The following is a 17,535-nucleotide window of genomic DNA, read 5'->3' on the forward strand; positions in this document are numbered from 1 at the left end:
ATTTGAAAAAACCGTAGCATGCAATTGTAACTTGTGTTCACACTTCTTTGTGGCAACAAAAAACGGCACGCCGTTTGGGGCGTGCCGCTGGTTATTTAATGTTTTGAGCGGCTTAACCGATCAGAGCGCCGTCTTCACGCTTGACCACGATCACTGCGGAACGGGCCAGTTTGCCGTCGCCGTCCGGGAAAGGTGCAGCTGGGTGCTGAACGCCCACAAACAGCGAGCGGCGGTCGGATGACCAGCAGATGCCGGTAACTTCGGCGCCGTAAGGCACGGTCATGAAGCGTACGATTTCGCCGGTAACAGGGTCGCCAACCAGCATCTGGTTGTTGCCCTGGCCTTCGAAGTCGCCTTCGTTCTTGAAGTTACCATCGGTCTGGATCCACAAGAGGCCTGCTGTATCAAACGCCATACCGTCGGGCGAGTTGAACATGTTGCCCGGGTGGACGTTTGCGGAACCCGCATATTCGTCACCGTGCACGTTCGGGTTGCCTGCCATGACATAGAGGTCCCAATCAAACGTGTCGGCCGCGTGGTTTTCTTCCACAGGCGTCCAGCGTACGATCTGGCCATAGTTGTTGGCTTCGCGTGGGTTCACAGCGTTAACCGAGGTGTCATCGCCACCTGCGTTTGGCTTGACGCCACGGTTGCGGTTGTTGGTCAGCGCGCAATAGGCTTCGACCGCGATTGGGTTGGTTGCAACCCATTCCGGACGGTCCATGGTGGTGCCGCCAACGGCAGAGGCCGCCATACGAGTGTGGATGCAGATCTCAACCGCGTCCATGCCGGTGGTTTCTGGTGTCAGTGGCAACCAACGACCTTTGCTGTCACCGTGGAACTTGGCAACATAAAGCGTGCCTTCGTTCAGCAGGTGCTCGGTGTCGCCACCGGGTTGGTATACACCGTTGGACACGTAGCGATACAGGAACTCGCCACGTTCATCATCGCCAAGATACACAACGATACGGCCGTCTTTTGCGATCACAACAGCGGCGTTTTCGTGCTTGAAACGACCCAGAGCGGTGCGCTTAACAGGCTTGCTTTCGGGATCGGCTGGGTCGATCTCCACGATGTAGCCAAAACGGTTTGGCTCGTTCGGGGTTTTCGCGTGGTCGTAGCGCGGGTCGAACTTTTCGTAAGAATAGCGGCTCTCGGCCTTGATGCCATAACGCGAGAATGCGGCAGGCAGCTCGGCGGTTTCGTCGGTGGAACCGAAGTAGCCGTTAAAGTTCTCTTCGCAGGTCAGGTATGTGCCCCAAGGGGTTTTACCTGAACCACAGTTGTTCATGGTGCCCAGAACTTCGATACCGGCTGGATCTGCTTCGGTCTTCAGCAGGTCGTGACCTGCCGCAGGACCGGCAATGCGCATCGGGGTGTTCTGGTGGATGCGGCGGTTGTAGGGGCTGTCCTGGACAATTTTCCAACCGTCACCGGCCTCTTCAACTTCGATGACCGAAACGCCCTGCAGGTTCTGCAGCTTGCGTACTTCTTCGGCAGACGTCGGAACGCCGTCTTCGTTTTTTGGAAGGTTGATCTTGGGGTTTACGTATTCGTGGTTCACAGCGATCAGCTGCCTGTCGCCCACTTCATACAGTTCCATACCGTCGGTGTTTTCACCAAAGATACGGTCAGACGCGATATCACCACCGGTTTCGTGGTTGAATTCTGGCGCGTCGGAGAACAGCGGATCACCCCAGCGAGCCAGGATATCCCAGGTGTAACCTTCTGGAACATGTACGGTGGCGTCGGTTGCGATCTCAATCGGCTTGAACGCAAAGCGGCTTGAGGTTGCGGCTTCGGCAGTCGACGACAGCAGAGCACCGGTGCCCATAACAGCCGCACCTGAGCCAAAGGCCACCAGGCCGCCCAGGAAACCACGACGCGACAGCGCGTCTTCTACAACTTGGTCAAACTCGTTTTGGTCAGGACGCGGGTCGTTCAATTCGTCCCACTCGTCCCACGACAGATCTACACGTTTATCGGCCATTTCATTCCCCTGGCTAATGTGAACTGGGTGTGGCCCCTCTATCGTTCACATACGTAACTTTTATGACGAATTCGGCGTCAGAGTTTTAGGGGGTTTTCCTGCGCCATTGTCGGTTTTGGCGACGTAATCGCAGGTTAAGTTTATCTGTTAGTGGTTTGATTTTAATAATTAAAACGCACTAGCCTCCTTGGAGGCCCGTCCGTAGGCTGGCCGAGACTGGCGCCAATTGCACGCGGCTGGCCCGGTCTTGCAGCCCCCACAACAATAGTGCCGAAATCGTGTCCGGTTGTAAGCGACCCAACATAATCACTGCACCTTCTTGACCGGCACGGAACGCGGCCTGATCCAGGAACCTTCGGATGGCGCGTGGGTCCTGACCTGCACCGTCAAAGTCACGAAACACCAGACCCGAAGGGATGCCATCGCGCAGTGCCAGTTTTTGCACCGTGTTCAGACCCTTGGCCTGGGTTACCAGTCCCAATCCGCCCGATGCGGACAGCGCGGCCACTTGATCAGCGAGCGGGCGATTGCCCTGAAAACCGGTGTCGACCCCTTCCAAAATGCCCAAGGCCTGCGGCAGTTTTGGCGTCCAGACCTCCATCGCGGCCTCGGCTTCACGCGGACCTGCGTCACGGGGCAGATCGACCAGCATCAAAACCTCAAACCCGGCGGCGCGGCGCGCTTGTGCCTTGGCGGTGGCCTGCGGATCATCAGCACGGATGGCAAAGGTCAGCGGATAAGGGAACTCTTCCAACGCATCGGCACCAACGCTGCCAGCGTCATCAATCAGGACGATCGACATCAAGGGGCGATCGTCGAGAGCAATGAATTCCTCGGCGTTGCGCACAAAGGCCGGCAGATCCGATTGCGGTGCTTGCGCCGATCCGCCCTCTTCGGACCCTTGGGTGCCAAGCTGCACGCCCGGTGTTCCAACACCTGGCCGATTCTCATCCTCTGATGCTTCGGCTTGTGGGTCTTCCTGACCTTCGTCGCTGGGCAAATCACGCGGCACGACGGGTGCGGCAACCTGCGGCAAAGTTAGCCCCGGCAGGCCATCCCCCAGCTGCGGCGCCTCGATCTGGGGCACGTTCAACGCAATTTGCGGCGCTGCGGTTTTTTGTTCGCCTTCGGGCTCCGCGGGTGTTTCGACCTGAACCGTCTCTGTTTCAGTCGCAGCCGGTGCGGTGTCCGCAGCGATTTCGAGTGGGAGATCGGCTGGAAGATCGGCTGGAAGATCGGGTTGGGCCGGTTTCGGTGCCGCTGGTGCTACAACTATCGCCTCCTCAACAGCCACCTCAGCCGGCGTCTCTTCGACGACAATCACCTCGGGCTCATCGACCGGCAATGGCGCAGACGTCGTCTCGATCACGGGCGCACTATCCCCCGCCGGCGCATCGGGTGCCGGAAGCGACAGTGAAGGCACTCCATTCCCGGCGTCCGGGGTCTGGTTCACGTCCGGAACTGAACTCGCGGCAAAGTCGATGTCAGACAGCGTGCTGGTGGCATCTTCGACCACGGGTTTGGCGGCAGGGGTGCTGAGGCCGGGCGCGATTGAACTGATATCATCCAAAGCGACGGGGCTGTCTGGTACTGCAGGCGAGGCCTCAACCAGGTCAGCATCGGGCGCAATACTTTCAGCCGGCACAGGGGTTGCAACCTCTGGCGCGTCTGAAACCAGCGGATCCTCGCTGGACACTTCAATGGTCTGTGGCAACGGAACCGCCAATGAGGCCAGCGCCGCCCCAAGTCCCGAGACCAATGCGCCAATCGCGACGCCTCCCAAAAATCCCCGCATACCTGTCTCGCCTCTCGTCTCTGCGGCCAAGGTATGCGCGTATGATAACGCCGTTTTCCGGCATTTACACTGTCTATACGGCTTTGGCGGGCTCAACTGCCCTTGACGCTGCCGCGCATCCCTGAACATCTATGTTGCGACGACTATACTGCGGCGGGGCCCTGTCCCGCCAGCCAAAAACGAGGCCGCGAACCATGCTGCTGCTAATCGACAACTATGACTCCTTTACCTACAACCTTGTCCACTATTTGGGTGAGCTGGGCGCTGATGTTCAGGTGCACCGCAATGATGCGCTGAATGTTCAGGAAGCCATGGCGCTGAACCCTGCCGCGATCCTTTTGTCACCGGGGCCACGTGATCCAGATCAGGCCGGGATTTGCCTTGCTTTGACCGAAGCCGCAGCCGAAACCCGCACCCCGTTGATGGGCGTATGCCTGGGTCACCAGACCATAGGCCAGTCCTTTGGCGGCAGTGTGACCCGCTGTCACGAGATAGTGCACGGCAAGATTGGCACGATGAACCACACGGGCAAAGGTTTGTTTGCCGGCCTGCCATCCCCGTTTGAAGCGACCCGGTATCATTCGCTGGTCGTCGACCGTGAGACGCTGCCCGAGTGTCTGGAAGTGACCGCAGAGCTGGAAGATGGCACCATCATGGGCCTGCAACACAAAGAGCTGCCCATTCACGGCGTACAGTTTCACCCGGAATCGATTGCCTCAGAGCACGGCCACGCGCTGCTCAAGAATTTCCTGACCGAGATGACGGTGTCGGCATGAGTGACGCGCTCAAACCGCTGATCGGTGCCGCCGCCGACCGCTCCCTGACCCGTGTCGAAGCCGAGGAAGCCTTTGGCATCCTGTTTGACGGAGCCGCCACGCCCAGCCAGATCGGCGGGTTGTTGATGGCCCTGCGCACCCGCGGTGAGACGGTGGAAGAATACGCTGCCGCTGCCGCCGTGATGCGCGCCAAATGCAACGCGGTCTCTGCCCCGGATGGTGCGATGGATATCGTTGGCACCGGCGGAGACGGTAAAAACACATTGAATATCTCTACAGCGACCGCTTTTGTGGCGGCGGGCGCTGGCGTTGTTGTCGCCAAACATGGCAACCGCAATCTGTCGTCGAAATCCGGCACCGCTGATCTGCAATCTCAGATGGGAATCAATGTGATGGCGGGCGCTCCTGTGATGGAACGCGCGATTAACGAGATCGGAATTGGCTTTCTTATGGCACCGGTTCACCACCCCGCCGTCGCGCATGTGATGCCAACGCGGCAAGAGCTGGGGACCCGGACCATCTTTAATATCCTTGGCCCATTAACCAACCCAGGCGGCGTGACCCGGCAGCTGACCGGCGCGTTCAGCCGCGATCTGATCCGGCCTATGGCTGATACACTGCAAGCGCTTGGCGCCGAAAAAGCATGGCTGGTGCATGGTTCCGATGGCACGGACGAGCTTACCATTACCGGCACCTCTTGGGTGTCTGGTCTTGAGGGCGGCGCGGTTCGCGATTTTGAGATTCACCCCGAAGAGGCCGGCCTGCCCGTACATCCGTTTGAGGCGATCATCGGCGGCACCCCCGAAGAGAACGCGGTTGCCTTCCGCGCGCTTCTGGCGGGTGAGGCATCCGCCTATCGCGATGCCGTTTTGCTCAACACAGCCGCCGCGCTTGTGGTCGCAGATCACGTGAGCAACCTTAAAGAAGGTGTTGAAAAAGCACGCGAAAGCATCGACAGCGGCGCAGCCAAGGCCAAGGTCGAAGCACTCGCGGCCCTCACCTCTGCCTGATCCTGACCTCCGGGTTTTGCCGCCCGGAGCCACAGGGTGCCCATAAAGGTTTGGCTTTTCACATGTCCACACACAGCATTCCCGCGCCTTGGGCGCATCTGCCGTTTTTCACACAAGACTGGCCCGGTATCGAGGCCGCGCTTGCGGAAGAGACACGCCAGATCTTGCCGCCGAACGCCGACAGATTTGCCGCCCTTGACCTGACGCCACCGGATCAGACGCGCGTTGTGATCCTGGGCCAAGACCCCTATCCAACCCCCGGTCATGCCCATGGGCTGTCGTTCTCGGTCGAACCCGATGTGCGGCCCTTGCCCCGTTCCCTTGGTAATATTTACAAAGAGTTAGAGAGCGATCTTGAGATCACCCGCCCCAATGGCGACCTGCGTGGATGGGCAAAACAGGGCGTGCTGCTGCTCAATACCGCGCTTTCTGTTCCCGCGGGTGAGGCTGATGGTCACAAGCGGTTGGGCTGGGCCCAGTTGGTGCATCAGATCTTGGGCCAATGCTCCACGCGCCCTACTGCTTTCATTCTCTGGGGTAACACCGCACAAAAGCTCGAAAAATTCATCCAGAGCGGTGATCACCTGATCCTAAAGTCCGCCCACCCTTCGCCTCTATCTGCGCGACGTGGGTTTTTCGGCTCCCGCCCCTTTTCAAATGTGAACGACTGGCTTACCCAACAGGGGCATTCGCCCATCGATTGGAGCCAATAACCGAAAGGCCGCGCCATGACTGAAAACGTGCTCGACAAGATCAAAGCCTATAAGCTCGAAGAAGTCGCCGCCGACAAAGCGGCCAAACCGCTGGCTGAGGTTGAGGCAGAGGCCAAAGCCGCCGATCCCGTGCGTGGATTTGCCGATCAGCTGATCACCGCCAGCCGCGAAGGCTACGGTTTGATTGCTGAGGTCAAAAAAGCGAGCCCCTCCAAGGGTCTGATCCGTGCCGATTTCGATCCCGTCGCCATCGCCCAAGCCTATGAGGCCGGCGGCGCGACCTGCCTGTCGGTGCTGACTGACACCCCCAGTTTCCAAGGCGCCAAAGAGTTCCTGGTGAATGCCCGCGCCGCCTGCGCCCTGCCCGCGCTGCGCAAGGACTTCATGTATGACACCTACCAAGTGGCCGAGGCGCGTGCCCTGAATGCGGATTGTATCCTGATCATTCTCGCGTCTGTGTCTGACGCCCAAGCCGCCGAGCTGGAAGCCTGCGCTTTTGAATGGGGCATGGATGTGCTGCTTGAGGTTCACAACGCCGAAGAGTTGGAGCGCGCCTGCGATCTGAAATCCCCCTTGATGGGGATCAACAACCGCAACCTCAAAACCTTTGAGACGACGCTGGACACCACCCGGATCCTGTCCAAACAAGTGCCCGCAGACCGCACCATTGTGAGTGAAAGCGGCTTGTTCAGCCCCGACGATCTGGCCGATATGTCGCGTTATGGTTCCCGCAGCTTCCTGATCGGTGAAAGCCTGATGCGTCAGGATGACGTTGCCAAAGCCACCCATGATCTGCTGGCCAACCCAGCCCAGCCGGGAGCCTAACGCCATGAGCCTCACGCATTTTGACCAAAAGGGCGACGCTCATATGGTGGATGTCTCGGACAAAGCCGTGACCTCCCGTATCGCCACCGCAACCGGCCATGTGACCATGGCGCAAGAAACCTTCGATCTGATCTCAGACGGGCGCGCGAAAAAAGGTGACGTTCTGGGTGTAGCCCGTCTGGCCGGTATCATGGGGGCCAAGAAAACCCCCGATCTGATCCCTTTGTGCCACCCGCTGCCAGTGACCAAAGTCGCCGTAGAACTCACCCTCGATCCCGACCTGCCCGGTGTGCAGATCGAGGCCACGGTCAAGACCACTGGCCAAACCGGGGTCGAAATGGAAGCGCTCACCGCCGTCTCCACCGCCGCGCTGACGGTCTATGACATGTGCAAGGCCACCGACAAAGAGATGGAAATCGGCGGCATACGTGTAACGCTAAAAGATGGTGGCAAATCAGGCCGGTACGAGGCATAGATGATCTCAGTTCGCACCGCTCTCGACCATTTGCTTGATCTCGTCTCGCCGCTGGCTGTTGAACATGTTCCCCTGGCCGAGGCCTTTGGCCGAGTGCTGGCCAAAGACGTTGCTGCCCGCCGTGAACAGCCGCCCTTTGCCGCCTCGACGATGGATGGCTATGCGGTGAACAAGGCTGAAGTAGAACTGCACGCCATGTTCAAAGTAATCGGAGAATCTGCGGCAGGTCATCGGTTCGACGGCCGTGTGGGTCCCGGTCAGGCGGTGCGCATCTTTACCGGCGCGCCGGTGCCAGACGGCGCAAGTTTTGTGGTCATCCAGGAAGACGTCGACCGCAAAGGTAACCTGATCACCATCCTCGACCAACCCGGCGGGGACAACATTCGCCCCGCCGGCGGTGATTTCAAAATCGGCGACATCATCGCCGCGCCCAAACGGCTGTCCTCGGCCGATATCGCGCTGCTGGCCTCGATGAACGTCCCGCAGGTGCCCGTGCGGCGCAAACCGGATATCGCGCTGATCTCCACCGGGGATGAACTGGTCATGCCGGGAGAGACGCCGGGGCCGGGCCAGATCATTGCCTCCAATACATTTGGGCTCAAAGCGCTGCTTGAGGATTGTGGCGCTTCGGTCCGTATTCTGCCCATTGCCCGCGATCAGAAACCAGCCCTTGAGGCGGCGTTTAACTTCGCCAAAGGAGCAGATCTGGTGGTGACCATCGGCGGCGCCTCGGTTGGTGATCACGATCTGGTGGCGCAAGTCGCGCAGGATTTGGGGATGGAACAATCCTTCTACAAAGTTGCAATGCGCCCCGGCAAACCGTTGATGGGTGGCCGTATGGGTACCGCTGCGATGATTGGTCTGCCCGGCAATCCGGTCTCGGCCATGGTCTGTGGTCATGTGTTCCTGAAACCTGTTGTGGAACGCATGCTCGGTCTGCCGGATGGAACCACATTCAAGACAGCGCCCCTGCGCGAACCCCTCAGCAAAAACGGGCCGCGTGAACATTACATGCGTGCGGTTTTGACCCCTGATGGGATTGCCGCCTGTGAAAACCAGGACAGCGCGCTGTTGTCGGTTCTGGCCGAAGCCAACGTTTTGCTTTTGCGCCCCCCCCATGATCCTGCGCGCGACACTGGCGCCACGGTCACCTATCTGACCCTCTAATCCAAACGCCCGTCTGTTAACCCTTTGCAACGCCGTCCTGTCTCTCGGGGCGGCGTTATTTTATCCACAGCTTCGCGGTTGACACAAAACGAGAACATGCGTAGAACAAACCACGACAGGTGATCAACAAAGCGAGGCGCAGATGCTGACAAAAAAGCAGTTGGATTTGTTGGAGTTCATTCACAAACGTCTGCAACGCGATGGCGTTCCACCCAGCTTTGATGAGATGAAAGTCGCGTTGGATCTGCGGTCCAAATCCGGCATCCACCGTTTGATCACTGCCCTCGAAGAACGCGGATTTATTCGCCGTCTTGCCCACCGTGCCCGCGCGATTGAGATTATCAAACTGCCCGAAAGCATGGGCGGCGATATCTCGGTCACCACGCCGCAGGTGATTGACGGCGGCAAGGGGAATGAGCCGGAAAAACCCAGCATTGACAAGATGATGTCCGGCGCGATTGAAGTGCCTGTTATGGGCCGTATCGCGGCTGGCGTACCGATCGCGGCCATCAGCGAAGTCTCCCATCAGGTTGCTGTGCCCACCGCGATGTTGTCGGCAAGCGGTCAGCATTTCGCCTTGGAAGTTAAAGGCGATTCGATGATGAATGCAGGCATCAATGACGGTGATGTGGTTGTCATCCGCGAGACCTCGCATGCGGACAACGGTGACATCGTGGTTGCTCTGGTCGAAGATCAGGAAGCCACGCTGAAACGGTTTTACCGCACCGGCGACCAGATCGCGCTTGAGGCTGAGAACCCCGCCTATCCAACCCAGAAATACCCCTCTCATATGGTGCGTATTCAGGGTCGCCTTGTTGGGTTGATCCGCAGCTACTGAAGCGCCCGCGCGCCCTTAGACATTAACCATCTTGTTCCGCGATGTCCGGCGCTGTTGCGCGGGGCACGCGCTTTCCGGCCAGCGGGTCCGGTGCTGTGTGCCATTTGCTTGGGCTCCACAGACGCAGGCCCGAGACGGCGCGGTTGGTTGTGATTTCCCCACTTTGTGCAACAGACAGGCTGCCGGTCAGGCGCAGCATGTCGGGATCGATCACCAGGCAGTCCATGTCTCGCCCCTTGTCGGGCAAGGGTTGGTTGCTCACAACAATCACATGGGCACCGCAGCCCGCAAATCCCTCGGCGGCGCGTTTGCCGCGCAACGCGCCAAAGCGCCGCGCCGCCGCATCGCTCCATCGGGCGGCAGCGGCGGCTTGCGAGGCCGGCGTGCCGTCGTTTTCCAACCAGACCTTGGCGATAAAACCGCTACCTTTATCGCGCGACAAGGCCCGTCCAGCCTCGGTGCGCAGTCCGATCAAGCCTCCGTCCTCGCTCACCAACAGATACGGGCGGTCATTGGCTCTCCACGCAACGACTGCACAGATGAAGCATATAAGACCCACGGATCGCACCCAGCCTTGCAGCAGGCAAAGACACAGACCGCCAATACTGATCAGCGCCAGCACCCAAGCTTGCGGCTGTGCAACAAAGCTTTGCGGATTTGGCAGATCTGCCACAAAATGCGCAACCCACAGGATCCATTCCAGCCCCTGCACCATCGCCCAAAGCGCCAGACCTTCGACGCCAAAGGGCAGCAGAACCACGGCCAGCACCGCCGCAGGCATCACCAACCCGCCCATCACCGGCACCGCCAACGTATTGGCCAATAGCCCATAATGGGACATCGTGTTGAAATGCGCCGCCCCAAAGGGGGCCGTGGCCAGCCCCGCGATACCCGAAGACAGCAACAACATCAGCACTGGGCGCAGGAGTGAGGGCCCCGTGTTCCAATGCTGCCCGCGCAGGTAGCCAAAGACAGCAACCAAGGCCGTGGTCGCCGCAAAGCTCATCTGAAACCCAGGTCCCAGCAGGCTTTCGGGACGATGCACGAGAACAACCAACGCCGCTAAGGCCACCGCGCGCAAGGTCAGCGCCCGACGTCCCAACAAAACCGCGCCAAGGACAACGGCGACCATGACAAAGGCACGCTCGGTCGCGACATTGCCGCCCGACACCGCCAAATAGGCCGCACCAGCCAGCAAGGCACCAGCCGCTGCCAGTTTTTTGGCCCGCAGGTCCCGACCCAGAGCCAATCCGCCGACAACCAAGGTCATGCGCAGCGCGGTAAACACCACGCCGGTCAAAAGCCCCATGTGAAGTCCGGAAATCGCCAAAAGATGCGCCAGATTGCTGACACGCAGCACATGCACCGTTTCCGCGTCCAACCCGCTGCGATCACCGGTCAGGACTGCGGCGGCGACCGCGCCCCCTGCCCCCAGTAGCCTGTTGTGCAGTGCTTGGGTGATCTGTGCGCGGTGTCGCGCCACCCAAAGCTCTGATCCGGGCATATCCGACAGCAAAACTGGCACCCGCGTATATCCCACCGCGCCAATGCCAAGAAACCAAAGATGACGACGGAAATCGAAACCGCCGGGTTCCACCGGCCCGCCCGTGAGAGACAGATGCGCCGTGGTCATAACCCGCGCGCCAATGGGCGGCGCTGTTGCCAGATCACGTGCGGTGATCCGCACCCGGCGTGGTGTGCGCTCTTGCGCCATGCGCGACAGGTGAACCTGGTCCAAGGTCAGGCGCAACGCGTCGCTTTGAGAGCGGTCAATTGCCACCAGCCGGCCTTCAACCGGGCCGTAGTAGCGAAACTCGATAACCGGGGCCGCAACCAGATGGGCGCGCAGGTTGGCGCATAGAAATCCTGCCGCGATCAAAAGAACCGCACAACCCCACAGGCGCGACACACGGCACAAGACGGCACCAGAAATTGCGCTGCACAGAACGACAGCCCAGACCACAACACCCGGCTCCACCGGCCATTTGAAATAAAGCGCAACGCCCAGTCCAAAGCAGACGGCCGACCAGGGAAACAGATGCCCCTGCTGTGCATTCCAGCTGTGTTGAAGTGCCCTTGTTATCCGCATGCTTGCTCCTGACCGAGCGTGTGGGTAGACAGGCAGAAATCTCAGGCTGAAAACTTGGCCTCATATGGTTTCCGAAAGGTTAATTACCGACATGTCCCAACCGGTCGTCACCCGCTTTGCCCCTTCGCCCACCGGCTTTTTGCACATCGGTGGTGCACGAACCGCGCTTTTCAACTGGCTCTATGCCCGTGGCCGCGGCGGGAAATTCCTGCTGCGGATCGAAGACACCGACCGTGAACGCTCTACCCCCGAAGCAACCGCTGCGATCCTGCAGGGCATGGATTGGCTGGGTCTGGACTATGATGGCGATGTGATCAGCCAGTTTGAACGTGCTGGCCGCCACGCCGAAGTGGCCCTAAAGCTGCTGGCCGAGGGCAAAGCCTATAAATGTTTCGCCACGCAGGATGAGATCGCGGCGTTCCGTGAACAGTCCAAAGCCGAAGGCAAATCAACTCTCTACCGCTCGCCCTGGCGTGACTCGGATCCGGACACGCACCCCGATGCGCCCTTTGTGGTGCGGATTAAAGCGCCCAAAGAGGGCGAGACCGTGATCCAGGATGAGGTTCAGGGCAATGTCACCATCAAGAACCAGCAGCTGGATGATATGATTCTGCTGCGTTCAGACGGCACGCCGGTCTATATGCTGGCCGTTGTGGTGGATGACCATGATATGGGCGTGACCCATGTGATCCGAGGTGACGACCATCTGAACAATGCAGCGCGCCAAATGATGATCTATACTGCAATGGGCTGGCCGCTGCCGGTCTATGCCCATATCCCGCTGATCCACGGCGCCGATGGCAAGAAGCTGTCGAAACGTCATGGGGCCTTGGGCGCGCAGGAATACCAGGCGATGGGCTATCCAGCCGCCGGAATGCGCAACTATTTGGCACGCCTGGGCTGGTCTCACGGCGATGATGAATTTTTTACGGACGCACAGGCCAAGGACTGGTTTAATTTCGACGGAATCGGGAAAAGCCCGGCCCGTTTTGACACCAAGAAACTGGAAAACCTGTGTGGCCAGCATATCGCAGAAATCGAAGATGCCGCATTGCGGCACGAGATCGTCGCGTATCTCGACGCGACCAAAGAGCCGGCTTTGACTGAAGCGCAGTCAGAAAATTTGGAAAAAGCAATGTTCTGTCTGAAGGATCGGGCAAAGACTTTCCCCGAACTCCTTGAAAAGGCGCAGTTTGCACTGGCATCACGCCCTATAGAACCTGATGCAAAAGCCCAAAAAGCGCTGAGAAATGTATCCGATGGTATACTGGGCGAATTGACGCCGCATCTGCAAAGTGCTAGCTGGTCGCGAGACGAATTGGAGGCTTCATTGAACGCCTTCGCCGAAGCGCATGATACCAAGTTCGGCAAGCTCGCAGCGCCGCTGCGTGCTGCGCTGGCAGGACGTGCGGTCACTCCTTCGGTTTTCGACATGATGATGGTTCTGGGTCGTGATGAAACCCTGGCCCGGATTCAAGACGCCGCGGGATAAATTCGCCTTTAACGCGAGAGTAAGCCCGCTCCTATAACACATCGCCTGCGCGGGTGGCGCGCAGGTGTTGCCCCGCATGGAATGCAGAGTATTAAGCTTTCTCACCATGCCTGTAACAGGAAGGGACATCTATGACCGACACTCAGAAAACCGCTAAGCTTACCTTGAATGATCAGGAGTATGAGCTTCCCATTTTCTCGCCGACGGCAGGCCCCGATGTTCTCGACATCCGCAAGCTTTATGCCCAGGCCGGTGTCTTTACCTATGACCCGGGTTTTACCTCGACCGCGTCATGCGACAGCACCATTACCTTCATTGACGGTGGCAAAGGTGAACTGCTGCACCGCGGGTACCCGATCGACCAGTTGGCGGCAAAATCCCATTACCTCGAAGTTTGCTACCTGCTGCTTTATGGTGAACTGCCGACCTCCACACAGCTGGAAGATTTTGAAAGCCGTGTGACAAACCACACGATGGTGCATGAACAAATGCACAACTTCTTCCGTGGTTTCCGCCGCGACGCACACCCAATGGCAACCCTGGTTGGTGTTGTTGGCGCGATGTCTGCGTTCTACCACGATTCCACCGATATCTCGGATCCGTGGCAGCGCGAAGTTGCGGCGATCCGTCTGATCGCGAAACTGCCTACCATTGCAGCGATGGCCTATAAATACTCCATCGGTCAGCCGTTTGTGTATCCACGCAACGACCTGGATTACGCGGCGAACTTCTTGCACATGTGTTTCTCGGTTCCGGCCGAAGACTACCAGGTGAACCCGATCCTGAGCCGTGCAATGGACCGGATCTTCACCCTGCATGCGGACCACGAACAGAACGCATCGACCTCGACCGTGCGTCTGGCGTCGTCCTCAGGTGCAAACCCGTTTGCCTGTATCGCTGCTGGCATTGCCTGCCTCTGGGGTCCGGCGCACGGTGGTGCAAACCAGGCGTGTCTGGAAATGCTCAAGGAAATCGGCACTGTTGACCGCATTCCTGAATACATCGCAAAGGCAAAGGACAAGAACGATCCGTTCCGTCTGATGGGCTTTGGTCACCGTGTTTACAAAAACACCGACCCGCGTGCGAAAGTTCTGAAGCAATCTGCCGACGAAGTTCTGGAACTGCTGGGCGTCGAAGACAACCCGCTGCTGCAAGTTGCAAAAGAGCTGGAACAGACCGCTCTGAACGACCCCTACTTTGTTGAGAAGAAGCTGTTCCCGAACGTGGACTTCTACTCGGGCATCATTCTCGAAGCGATGGGTTTCCCAACGTCGATGTTCACCCCGATCTTTGCGCTGTCGCGCACCGTGGGTTGGATCTCGCAGTGGAAAGAGATGATTTCGGATCCAACAATGAAAATCGGTCGTCCCCGTCAGCTTTATACGGGTGCCAACGCACGCGATTACATCGACATCGAAAACCGCTAAGCCTGGGCGGCCCTTATTTGGGGGCCACCTGCGCCACCGCGTGGCTTTCTAAAACCAAAGAACCCGCCCACAGCAGACGCTGGGGCGGGTTTTCCTTTTGGGTGCAGCTCCCCGATCAGCCGGGATCAGCGATCCGGTGCAACACGTCCGCGATCCGGACCATCTCCATTTCGGTCAGTCCCGAATGCAACGGCAGTGACAGGCCCATGTCATGGACACGGCCCGCCACCGGCATGGACGTCTTACCCATCTGCGCATACCAAAACGGCAAACGGGCGATATTGGGCGCAATCAACGCGCGGCTGTCCACGCGGGCATGACGCAGATAGTCAACCACTTCATCCCGGTTGCGCACCAACGTGCCAAAGGCATTGCAGGATGTCACTGCGGCGGCGCTGGTCTGCGTGAACATCTCCCCCAAGGCGGTCGTCAGGATCTCACGGTTGCGCATGCGCCGCTCTACTGCCGCGGCCAAGCGGGGAATTTGACGACGTCCCAAAAATGCATTGACCTCAGACCCGTTCAGCCCAAATCCTGCATGCAGAAAACCGGATTGCGCACCAAAATTCACATGCCCCAGACGCTGGCGCAGCTGGTTGCGCCGATCGGGTCCCAGTTCGGCTGCATTGCCATAGGCCCGCAGCGACAGCATCAACTGGTGCAGGTCATCGTCATTGGTCACGATCAACCCGCCCTCGATGGTCGACAGTTGATACCCCTCCCGCAGGGAAAAACTGGCGGCGGTGCCAAAAGTGCCCAGTTTCTGTTCGGCCATGGCAGAGCCCATAGCCTCGCGCGCGTCCTCCAGCAGGATCACATCATAGCGCGCGCACAGCTCAACTACCCGCGCCATATCGCACGGCACGCCAAGGGTATGGGGCAGAACCAAAAGCGCCGGGCTGTCAGCCTCCATCGCGCGTTCAAGCTGGTCGAGATCGATGTTGAGGGTCTGGGCGTCGCAGTCACACAAGGAGACCTGAAACCCAAGCTGCAGCAAGGGGGCCACGGTGGTAGGTCGGCTGAGCGCGGGCACAATTGCGCGCATATTGCGCAGCCGTCCGCCCTCCTTCAGGGCATAGGCCATCACCAGATTGGCCGAGGCGCCGGAATTGACCATGATCGCGTGACGCACGCCTAACCACGCGGCAATCTCACGCTCGAACGCGTCGGTCTGCGCGCCGCGCGCCAGTGACCCGCCGGTCGCAATCCAATCCGCAAGCGCGGCCCGATCACCGGTGGTCAAAACCGTGTCTGAAAGCTTTATTTCCTTACTGCGAAGAACATACATCGAGGCTACCACTTTGAAAAATCATCGGCACCATTACGCCACAAAATCCGAGCATCGCTGCCAGCAATAAAGGCGCGAATTTGCATCAAATTTGACAGGCTGGTATATCCGTTACGGGTAGTCGACGCACCTTAATTTTCTGTTAGCGACCTTCGAATTTTGCGGGGCGTTTTTCAAGGAAAGCAGACACGCCTTCGATGAAATCCCGGCTTTTGCCCAACTCGCCCTGCAACTGCGCTTCGAGGTTCAGCTGGGACTTCAAATCATTGCCAAAGCTGGCCCGCATGGCGTCCCGGACTGCTCGAAAGGCACAGGTGGGCCCCGCAGCAAGGCTTGCACCACGGTTTCGCCAATGGGCGTCAAATTCGTCCGCTGGCACCGCCTCATAGATCATGCCCATATCGCTCGCCGCGCGCGCCGAGATGCGATCGGCGAAAAGCGCGGCGCCCATCGCCTTGGCCAGACCAATTTGACGTGGCAAGAACCACGTCCCCCCGGCGTCTGGCATCAAGCCAATGCGGCTAAAGGCCTGGCTGAAAAACGCCGCCTCAGAAGCCATGACAACATCACAGGCCAGCGCCAGATTGGCCCCCGCCCCGGCCGCAGCCCCATTGACAGCCGCCAGTGTCGGCAACGGGCAATTCACCAGGGCTTCCAACATGGGATAGTACTCGTCACGCAAAACCCGCTCTAGATTAAGCTTGGTCGTATTGCGCGCATCCCCGAGGTCCTGGCCAGAACAGAACGCTGTTCCAGCCCCGGTGAGGACAACCGCACGCGCGCCCTCCAGCCGGTGGCCCAAGACATGGGTGATCTCAGCCCGCATTGCCGCGTTCATTGCGTTCATTTTGTCAGGCCGGTTCATCGTGATGACCGCCAATCCGTCCTGACAGGTGAATGTGATCTCAACATAGTCCATAGCGGCGGTCCCTCATTAAACACTATGCGCCAGACTGCCCGATGCGGGCCGGCGCGAAAAGCCCCGACCCGGCGTCGGAATGTCAGCCGACGCGCCGTTCTTTGATCGCCGCCAACAGCGCCCGTGCCTCGGGCGGCATGGGCTGCTCCAGACGTTGGTAGTTGCTGCCGTCGCGGTCACGGCGCATCAGCTGCATCTCGATCAGGGACCGCCGGATCTGTGCGGCGTCGCGAAACACCGTCATCTCATCGATCACGGCGCTGACCTGGCGCTCGCTGAACCGCTCTCGCGCGGGGATCGCCGCCCAGACCACCCAAAGGCATAGCTCACGCACGCCGCGTTTCAACGGCCAGCGCGCCCATTGCCCGGCCTCGTCGAAATACCGTGCCGCGCGATCTACCTGTTTGCGGTTGGCCTGTGGCACCGGCGTGTTGCGGGCGCGCAGATGTTGATAGTTACGATAACCCGCAGCGCGCGCCACATGGGTCAGCATTTCAACATGGCTGGGGGGCGTGTCCAGCTGTTTGCGCAGGGTTTTGGTAAATTGGGACAGATCGTCGATGGTCAGCTGAATGACGTTGCGGCCAGTCTCTCGGCCAGGCTCGTGCCCGATATCAGGGCGCGTTTGTTCCTTGGACATGGGTTTTCTCCTCGCGATACCGCGCCTGCTGGTGCAGGTTGGATGTCCGCCCGTGTCCGTGGGTATCGCCTGAGCAAAGTCCAAAGACAGG

At 59.2% G+C, this 17,535-nt stretch carries 15 protein-coding genes; 9 read left to right on the forward strand and 6 right to left on the reverse strand.

Translation table 11 applies throughout. The features are described from left to right. Nucleotides 1-112: 112 nt before the first annotated feature. Together KMP13_RS00745 and KMP13_RS00750 are read right to left on the reverse strand one after the other, a co-directional pair. The gene (locus tag KMP13_RS00745) at nucleotides 113-1,990 is read right to left on the reverse strand and encodes a PhoX family protein (protein WP_215263528.1); all 1,878 of its coding nucleotides are present in this window, start codon (nucleotides 1,988-1,990) and stop codon (nucleotides 113-115) included. Between the two features lie 178 nt (nucleotides 1,991-2,168). After that, a complete protein-coding gene (locus KMP13_RS00750; RefSeq protein ID WP_215263529.1) occupies nucleotides 2,169-3,785 on the reverse strand; it encodes a divergent polysaccharide deacetylase family protein in 1,617 nt (538 codons plus the stop codon). A gap of 194 nt (nucleotides 3,786-3,979) precedes the next feature. Here KMP13_RS00750 and KMP13_RS00755 point away from each other — a divergent pair, with 194 nt between their 5' ends. From KMP13_RS00755 to lexA, 7 genes are all read left to right on the forward strand, one after another. After that, complete coding sequence (locus KMP13_RS00755) at nucleotides 3,980-4,561, forward strand: anthranilate synthase component II (protein ID WP_215263530.1); 582 nt, start codon at nucleotides 3,980-3,982, stop codon at nucleotides 4,559-4,561. Beyond that, nucleotides 4,558-5,571 (forward strand): anthranilate phosphoribosyltransferase, encoded by a 1,014-nt coding sequence (trpD, locus tag KMP13_RS00760; protein WP_215263531.1) that lies wholly within the window; start codon nucleotides 4,558-4,560, stop codon nucleotides 5,569-5,571. The genes KMP13_RS00755 and trpD overlap by 4 nt, the downstream gene beginning before the upstream one ends. 62 nt (nucleotides 5,572-5,633) lie before the next feature. Further along, nucleotides 5,634-6,284 carry a uracil-DNA glycosylase gene (locus KMP13_RS00765; RefSeq protein WP_215263532.1) on the forward strand — a complete coding sequence of 217 codons (651 nt, stop codon included), beginning with the start codon at nucleotides 5,634-5,636 and terminating at the stop codon, nucleotides 6,282-6,284. A gap of 15 nt (nucleotides 6,285-6,299) precedes the next feature. Further along, entirely contained in the window at nucleotides 6,300-7,109 is an 810-nt protein-coding gene (gene trpC / locus KMP13_RS00770) for an indole-3-glycerol phosphate synthase TrpC (protein ID WP_215263533.1), read from the forward strand. A gap of 4 nt (nucleotides 7,110-7,113) precedes the next feature. Next, nucleotides 7,114-7,584, forward strand: coding sequence for a cyclic pyranopterin monophosphate synthase MoaC (gene moaC / locus KMP13_RS00775; protein ID WP_215263534.1), 471 nt, complete (start codon nucleotides 7,114-7,116; stop codon nucleotides 7,582-7,584). Then, nucleotides 7,585-8,751, forward strand: a complete 1,167-nt coding sequence (locus KMP13_RS00780; protein ID WP_215263535.1) for a molybdopterin molybdotransferase MoeA — start codon at nucleotides 7,585-7,587, stop codon at nucleotides 8,749-8,751. A gap of 142 nt (nucleotides 8,752-8,893) precedes the next feature. Beyond that, a complete protein-coding gene (gene lexA / locus KMP13_RS00785; protein ID WP_215263536.1) occupies nucleotides 8,894-9,589 on the forward strand; it encodes a transcriptional repressor LexA in 696 nt (231 codons plus the stop codon). 22 nt (nucleotides 9,590-9,611) lie between these two features. On the opposite strand, the gene KMP13_RS00790 is transcribed toward lexA, so the two are convergent. Continuing rightward, complete coding sequence (locus tag KMP13_RS00790) at nucleotides 9,612-11,678, reverse strand: ComEC/Rec2 family competence protein (protein WP_215263537.1); 2,067 nt, start codon at nucleotides 11,676-11,678, stop codon at nucleotides 9,612-9,614. Between the two features lie 91 nt (nucleotides 11,679-11,769). Here KMP13_RS00790 and gltX point away from each other — a divergent pair, with 91 nt between their 5' ends. Beyond that, nucleotides 11,770-13,170 (forward strand): glutamate--tRNA ligase, encoded by a 1,401-nt coding sequence (gene gltX / locus KMP13_RS00795; RefSeq protein ID WP_215263538.1) that lies wholly within the window; start codon nucleotides 11,770-11,772, stop codon nucleotides 13,168-13,170. 131 nt (nucleotides 13,171-13,301) lie between these two features. Next, on the forward strand, nucleotides 13,302-14,597 hold the full coding sequence (gene gltA / locus KMP13_RS00800) for a citrate synthase (protein ID WP_215263539.1): 1,296 nt from the start codon (nucleotides 13,302-13,304) through the stop codon (nucleotides 14,595-14,597). A gap of 115 nt (nucleotides 14,598-14,712) precedes the next feature. Here the strand turns inward: gltA and KMP13_RS00805 are convergent, their stop codons facing one another. The 3 genes from KMP13_RS00805 to KMP13_RS00815 form a co-directional block, all read right to left on the reverse strand. Continuing rightward, nucleotides 14,713-15,885, reverse strand: a complete 1,173-nt coding sequence (locus KMP13_RS00805; protein WP_215263540.1) for a DegT/DnrJ/EryC1/StrS family aminotransferase — start codon at nucleotides 15,883-15,885, stop codon at nucleotides 14,713-14,715. Nucleotides 15,886-16,027: 142 nt separating this feature from the next. After that, nucleotides 16,028-16,804 (reverse strand): enoyl-CoA hydratase-related protein, encoded by a 777-nt coding sequence (locus KMP13_RS00810; RefSeq protein WP_215263541.1) that lies wholly within the window; start codon nucleotides 16,802-16,804, stop codon nucleotides 16,028-16,030. A gap of 82 nt (nucleotides 16,805-16,886) precedes the next feature. Further along, on the reverse strand, nucleotides 16,887-17,444 hold the full coding sequence (locus KMP13_RS00815; RefSeq protein WP_215263542.1) for a DUF2087 domain-containing protein: 558 nt from the start codon (nucleotides 17,442-17,444) through the stop codon (nucleotides 16,887-16,889). Nucleotides 17,445-17,535: the final 91 nt, after the last annotated feature.

This window comes from Epibacterium ulvae (genome assembly GCF_018678075.1).
In the GTDB taxonomy this organism is placed as follows: domain Bacteria; phylum Pseudomonadota; class Alphaproteobacteria; order Rhodobacterales; family Rhodobacteraceae; genus Epibacterium; species Epibacterium ulvae_A.

What these genes read in the sequence shown, in the direction of transcription:
- KMP13_RS00745 (WP_215263528.1), bottom strand. Translation starts at nt 1,990, where the DNA reads ATGGCCGATAAACGTGTAGATCTGTCGTGGGACGAGTGGGACGAATTG.
- KMP13_RS00810 (WP_215263541.1), bottom strand. Translation starts at nt 16,804, where the DNA reads ATGGACTATGTTGAGATCACATTCACCTGTCAGGACGGATTGGCGGTC.
- KMP13_RS00790 (WP_215263537.1), bottom strand. Translation starts at nt 11,678, where the DNA reads ATGCGGATAACAAGGGCACTTCAACACAGCTGGAATGCACAGCAGGGG.
- moaC (WP_215263534.1), top strand. Translation starts at nt 7,114, where the DNA reads ATGAGCCTCACGCATTTTGACCAAAAGGGCGACGCTCATATGGTGGAT.
- KMP13_RS00805 (WP_215263540.1), bottom strand. Translation starts at nt 15,885, where the DNA reads ATGTATGTTCTTCGCAGTAAGGAAATAAAGCTTTCAGACACGGTTTTG.
- trpD (WP_215263531.1), top strand. Translation starts at nt 4,558, where the DNA reads ATGAGTGACGCGCTCAAACCGCTGATCGGTGCCGCCGCCGACCGCTCC.
- KMP13_RS00755 (WP_215263530.1), top strand. Translation starts at nt 3,980, where the DNA reads ATGCTGCTGCTAATCGACAACTATGACTCCTTTACCTACAACCTTGTC.
- gltA (WP_215263539.1), top strand. Translation starts at nt 13,302, where the DNA reads ATGACCGACACTCAGAAAACCGCTAAGCTTACCTTGAATGATCAGGAG.
- lexA (WP_215263536.1), top strand. Translation starts at nt 8,894, where the DNA reads ATGCTGACAAAAAAGCAGTTGGATTTGTTGGAGTTCATTCACAAACGT.
- trpC (WP_215263533.1), top strand. Translation starts at nt 6,300, where the DNA reads ATGACTGAAAACGTGCTCGACAAGATCAAAGCCTATAAGCTCGAAGAA.
- KMP13_RS00765 (WP_215263532.1), top strand. Translation starts at nt 5,634, where the DNA reads ATGTCCACACACAGCATTCCCGCGCCTTGGGCGCATCTGCCGTTTTTC.
- KMP13_RS00780 (WP_215263535.1), top strand. Translation starts at nt 7,585, where the DNA reads ATGATCTCAGTTCGCACCGCTCTCGACCATTTGCTTGATCTCGTCTCG.
- gltX (WP_215263538.1), top strand. Translation starts at nt 11,770, where the DNA reads ATGTCCCAACCGGTCGTCACCCGCTTTGCCCCTTCGCCCACCGGCTTT.
- KMP13_RS00815 (WP_215263542.1), bottom strand. Translation starts at nt 17,444, where the DNA reads ATGTCCAAGGAACAAACGCGCCCTGATATCGGGCACGAGCCTGGCCGA.
- KMP13_RS00750 (WP_215263529.1), bottom strand. Translation starts at nt 3,785, where the DNA reads ATGCGGGGATTTTTGGGAGGCGTCGCGATTGGCGCATTGGTCTCGGGA.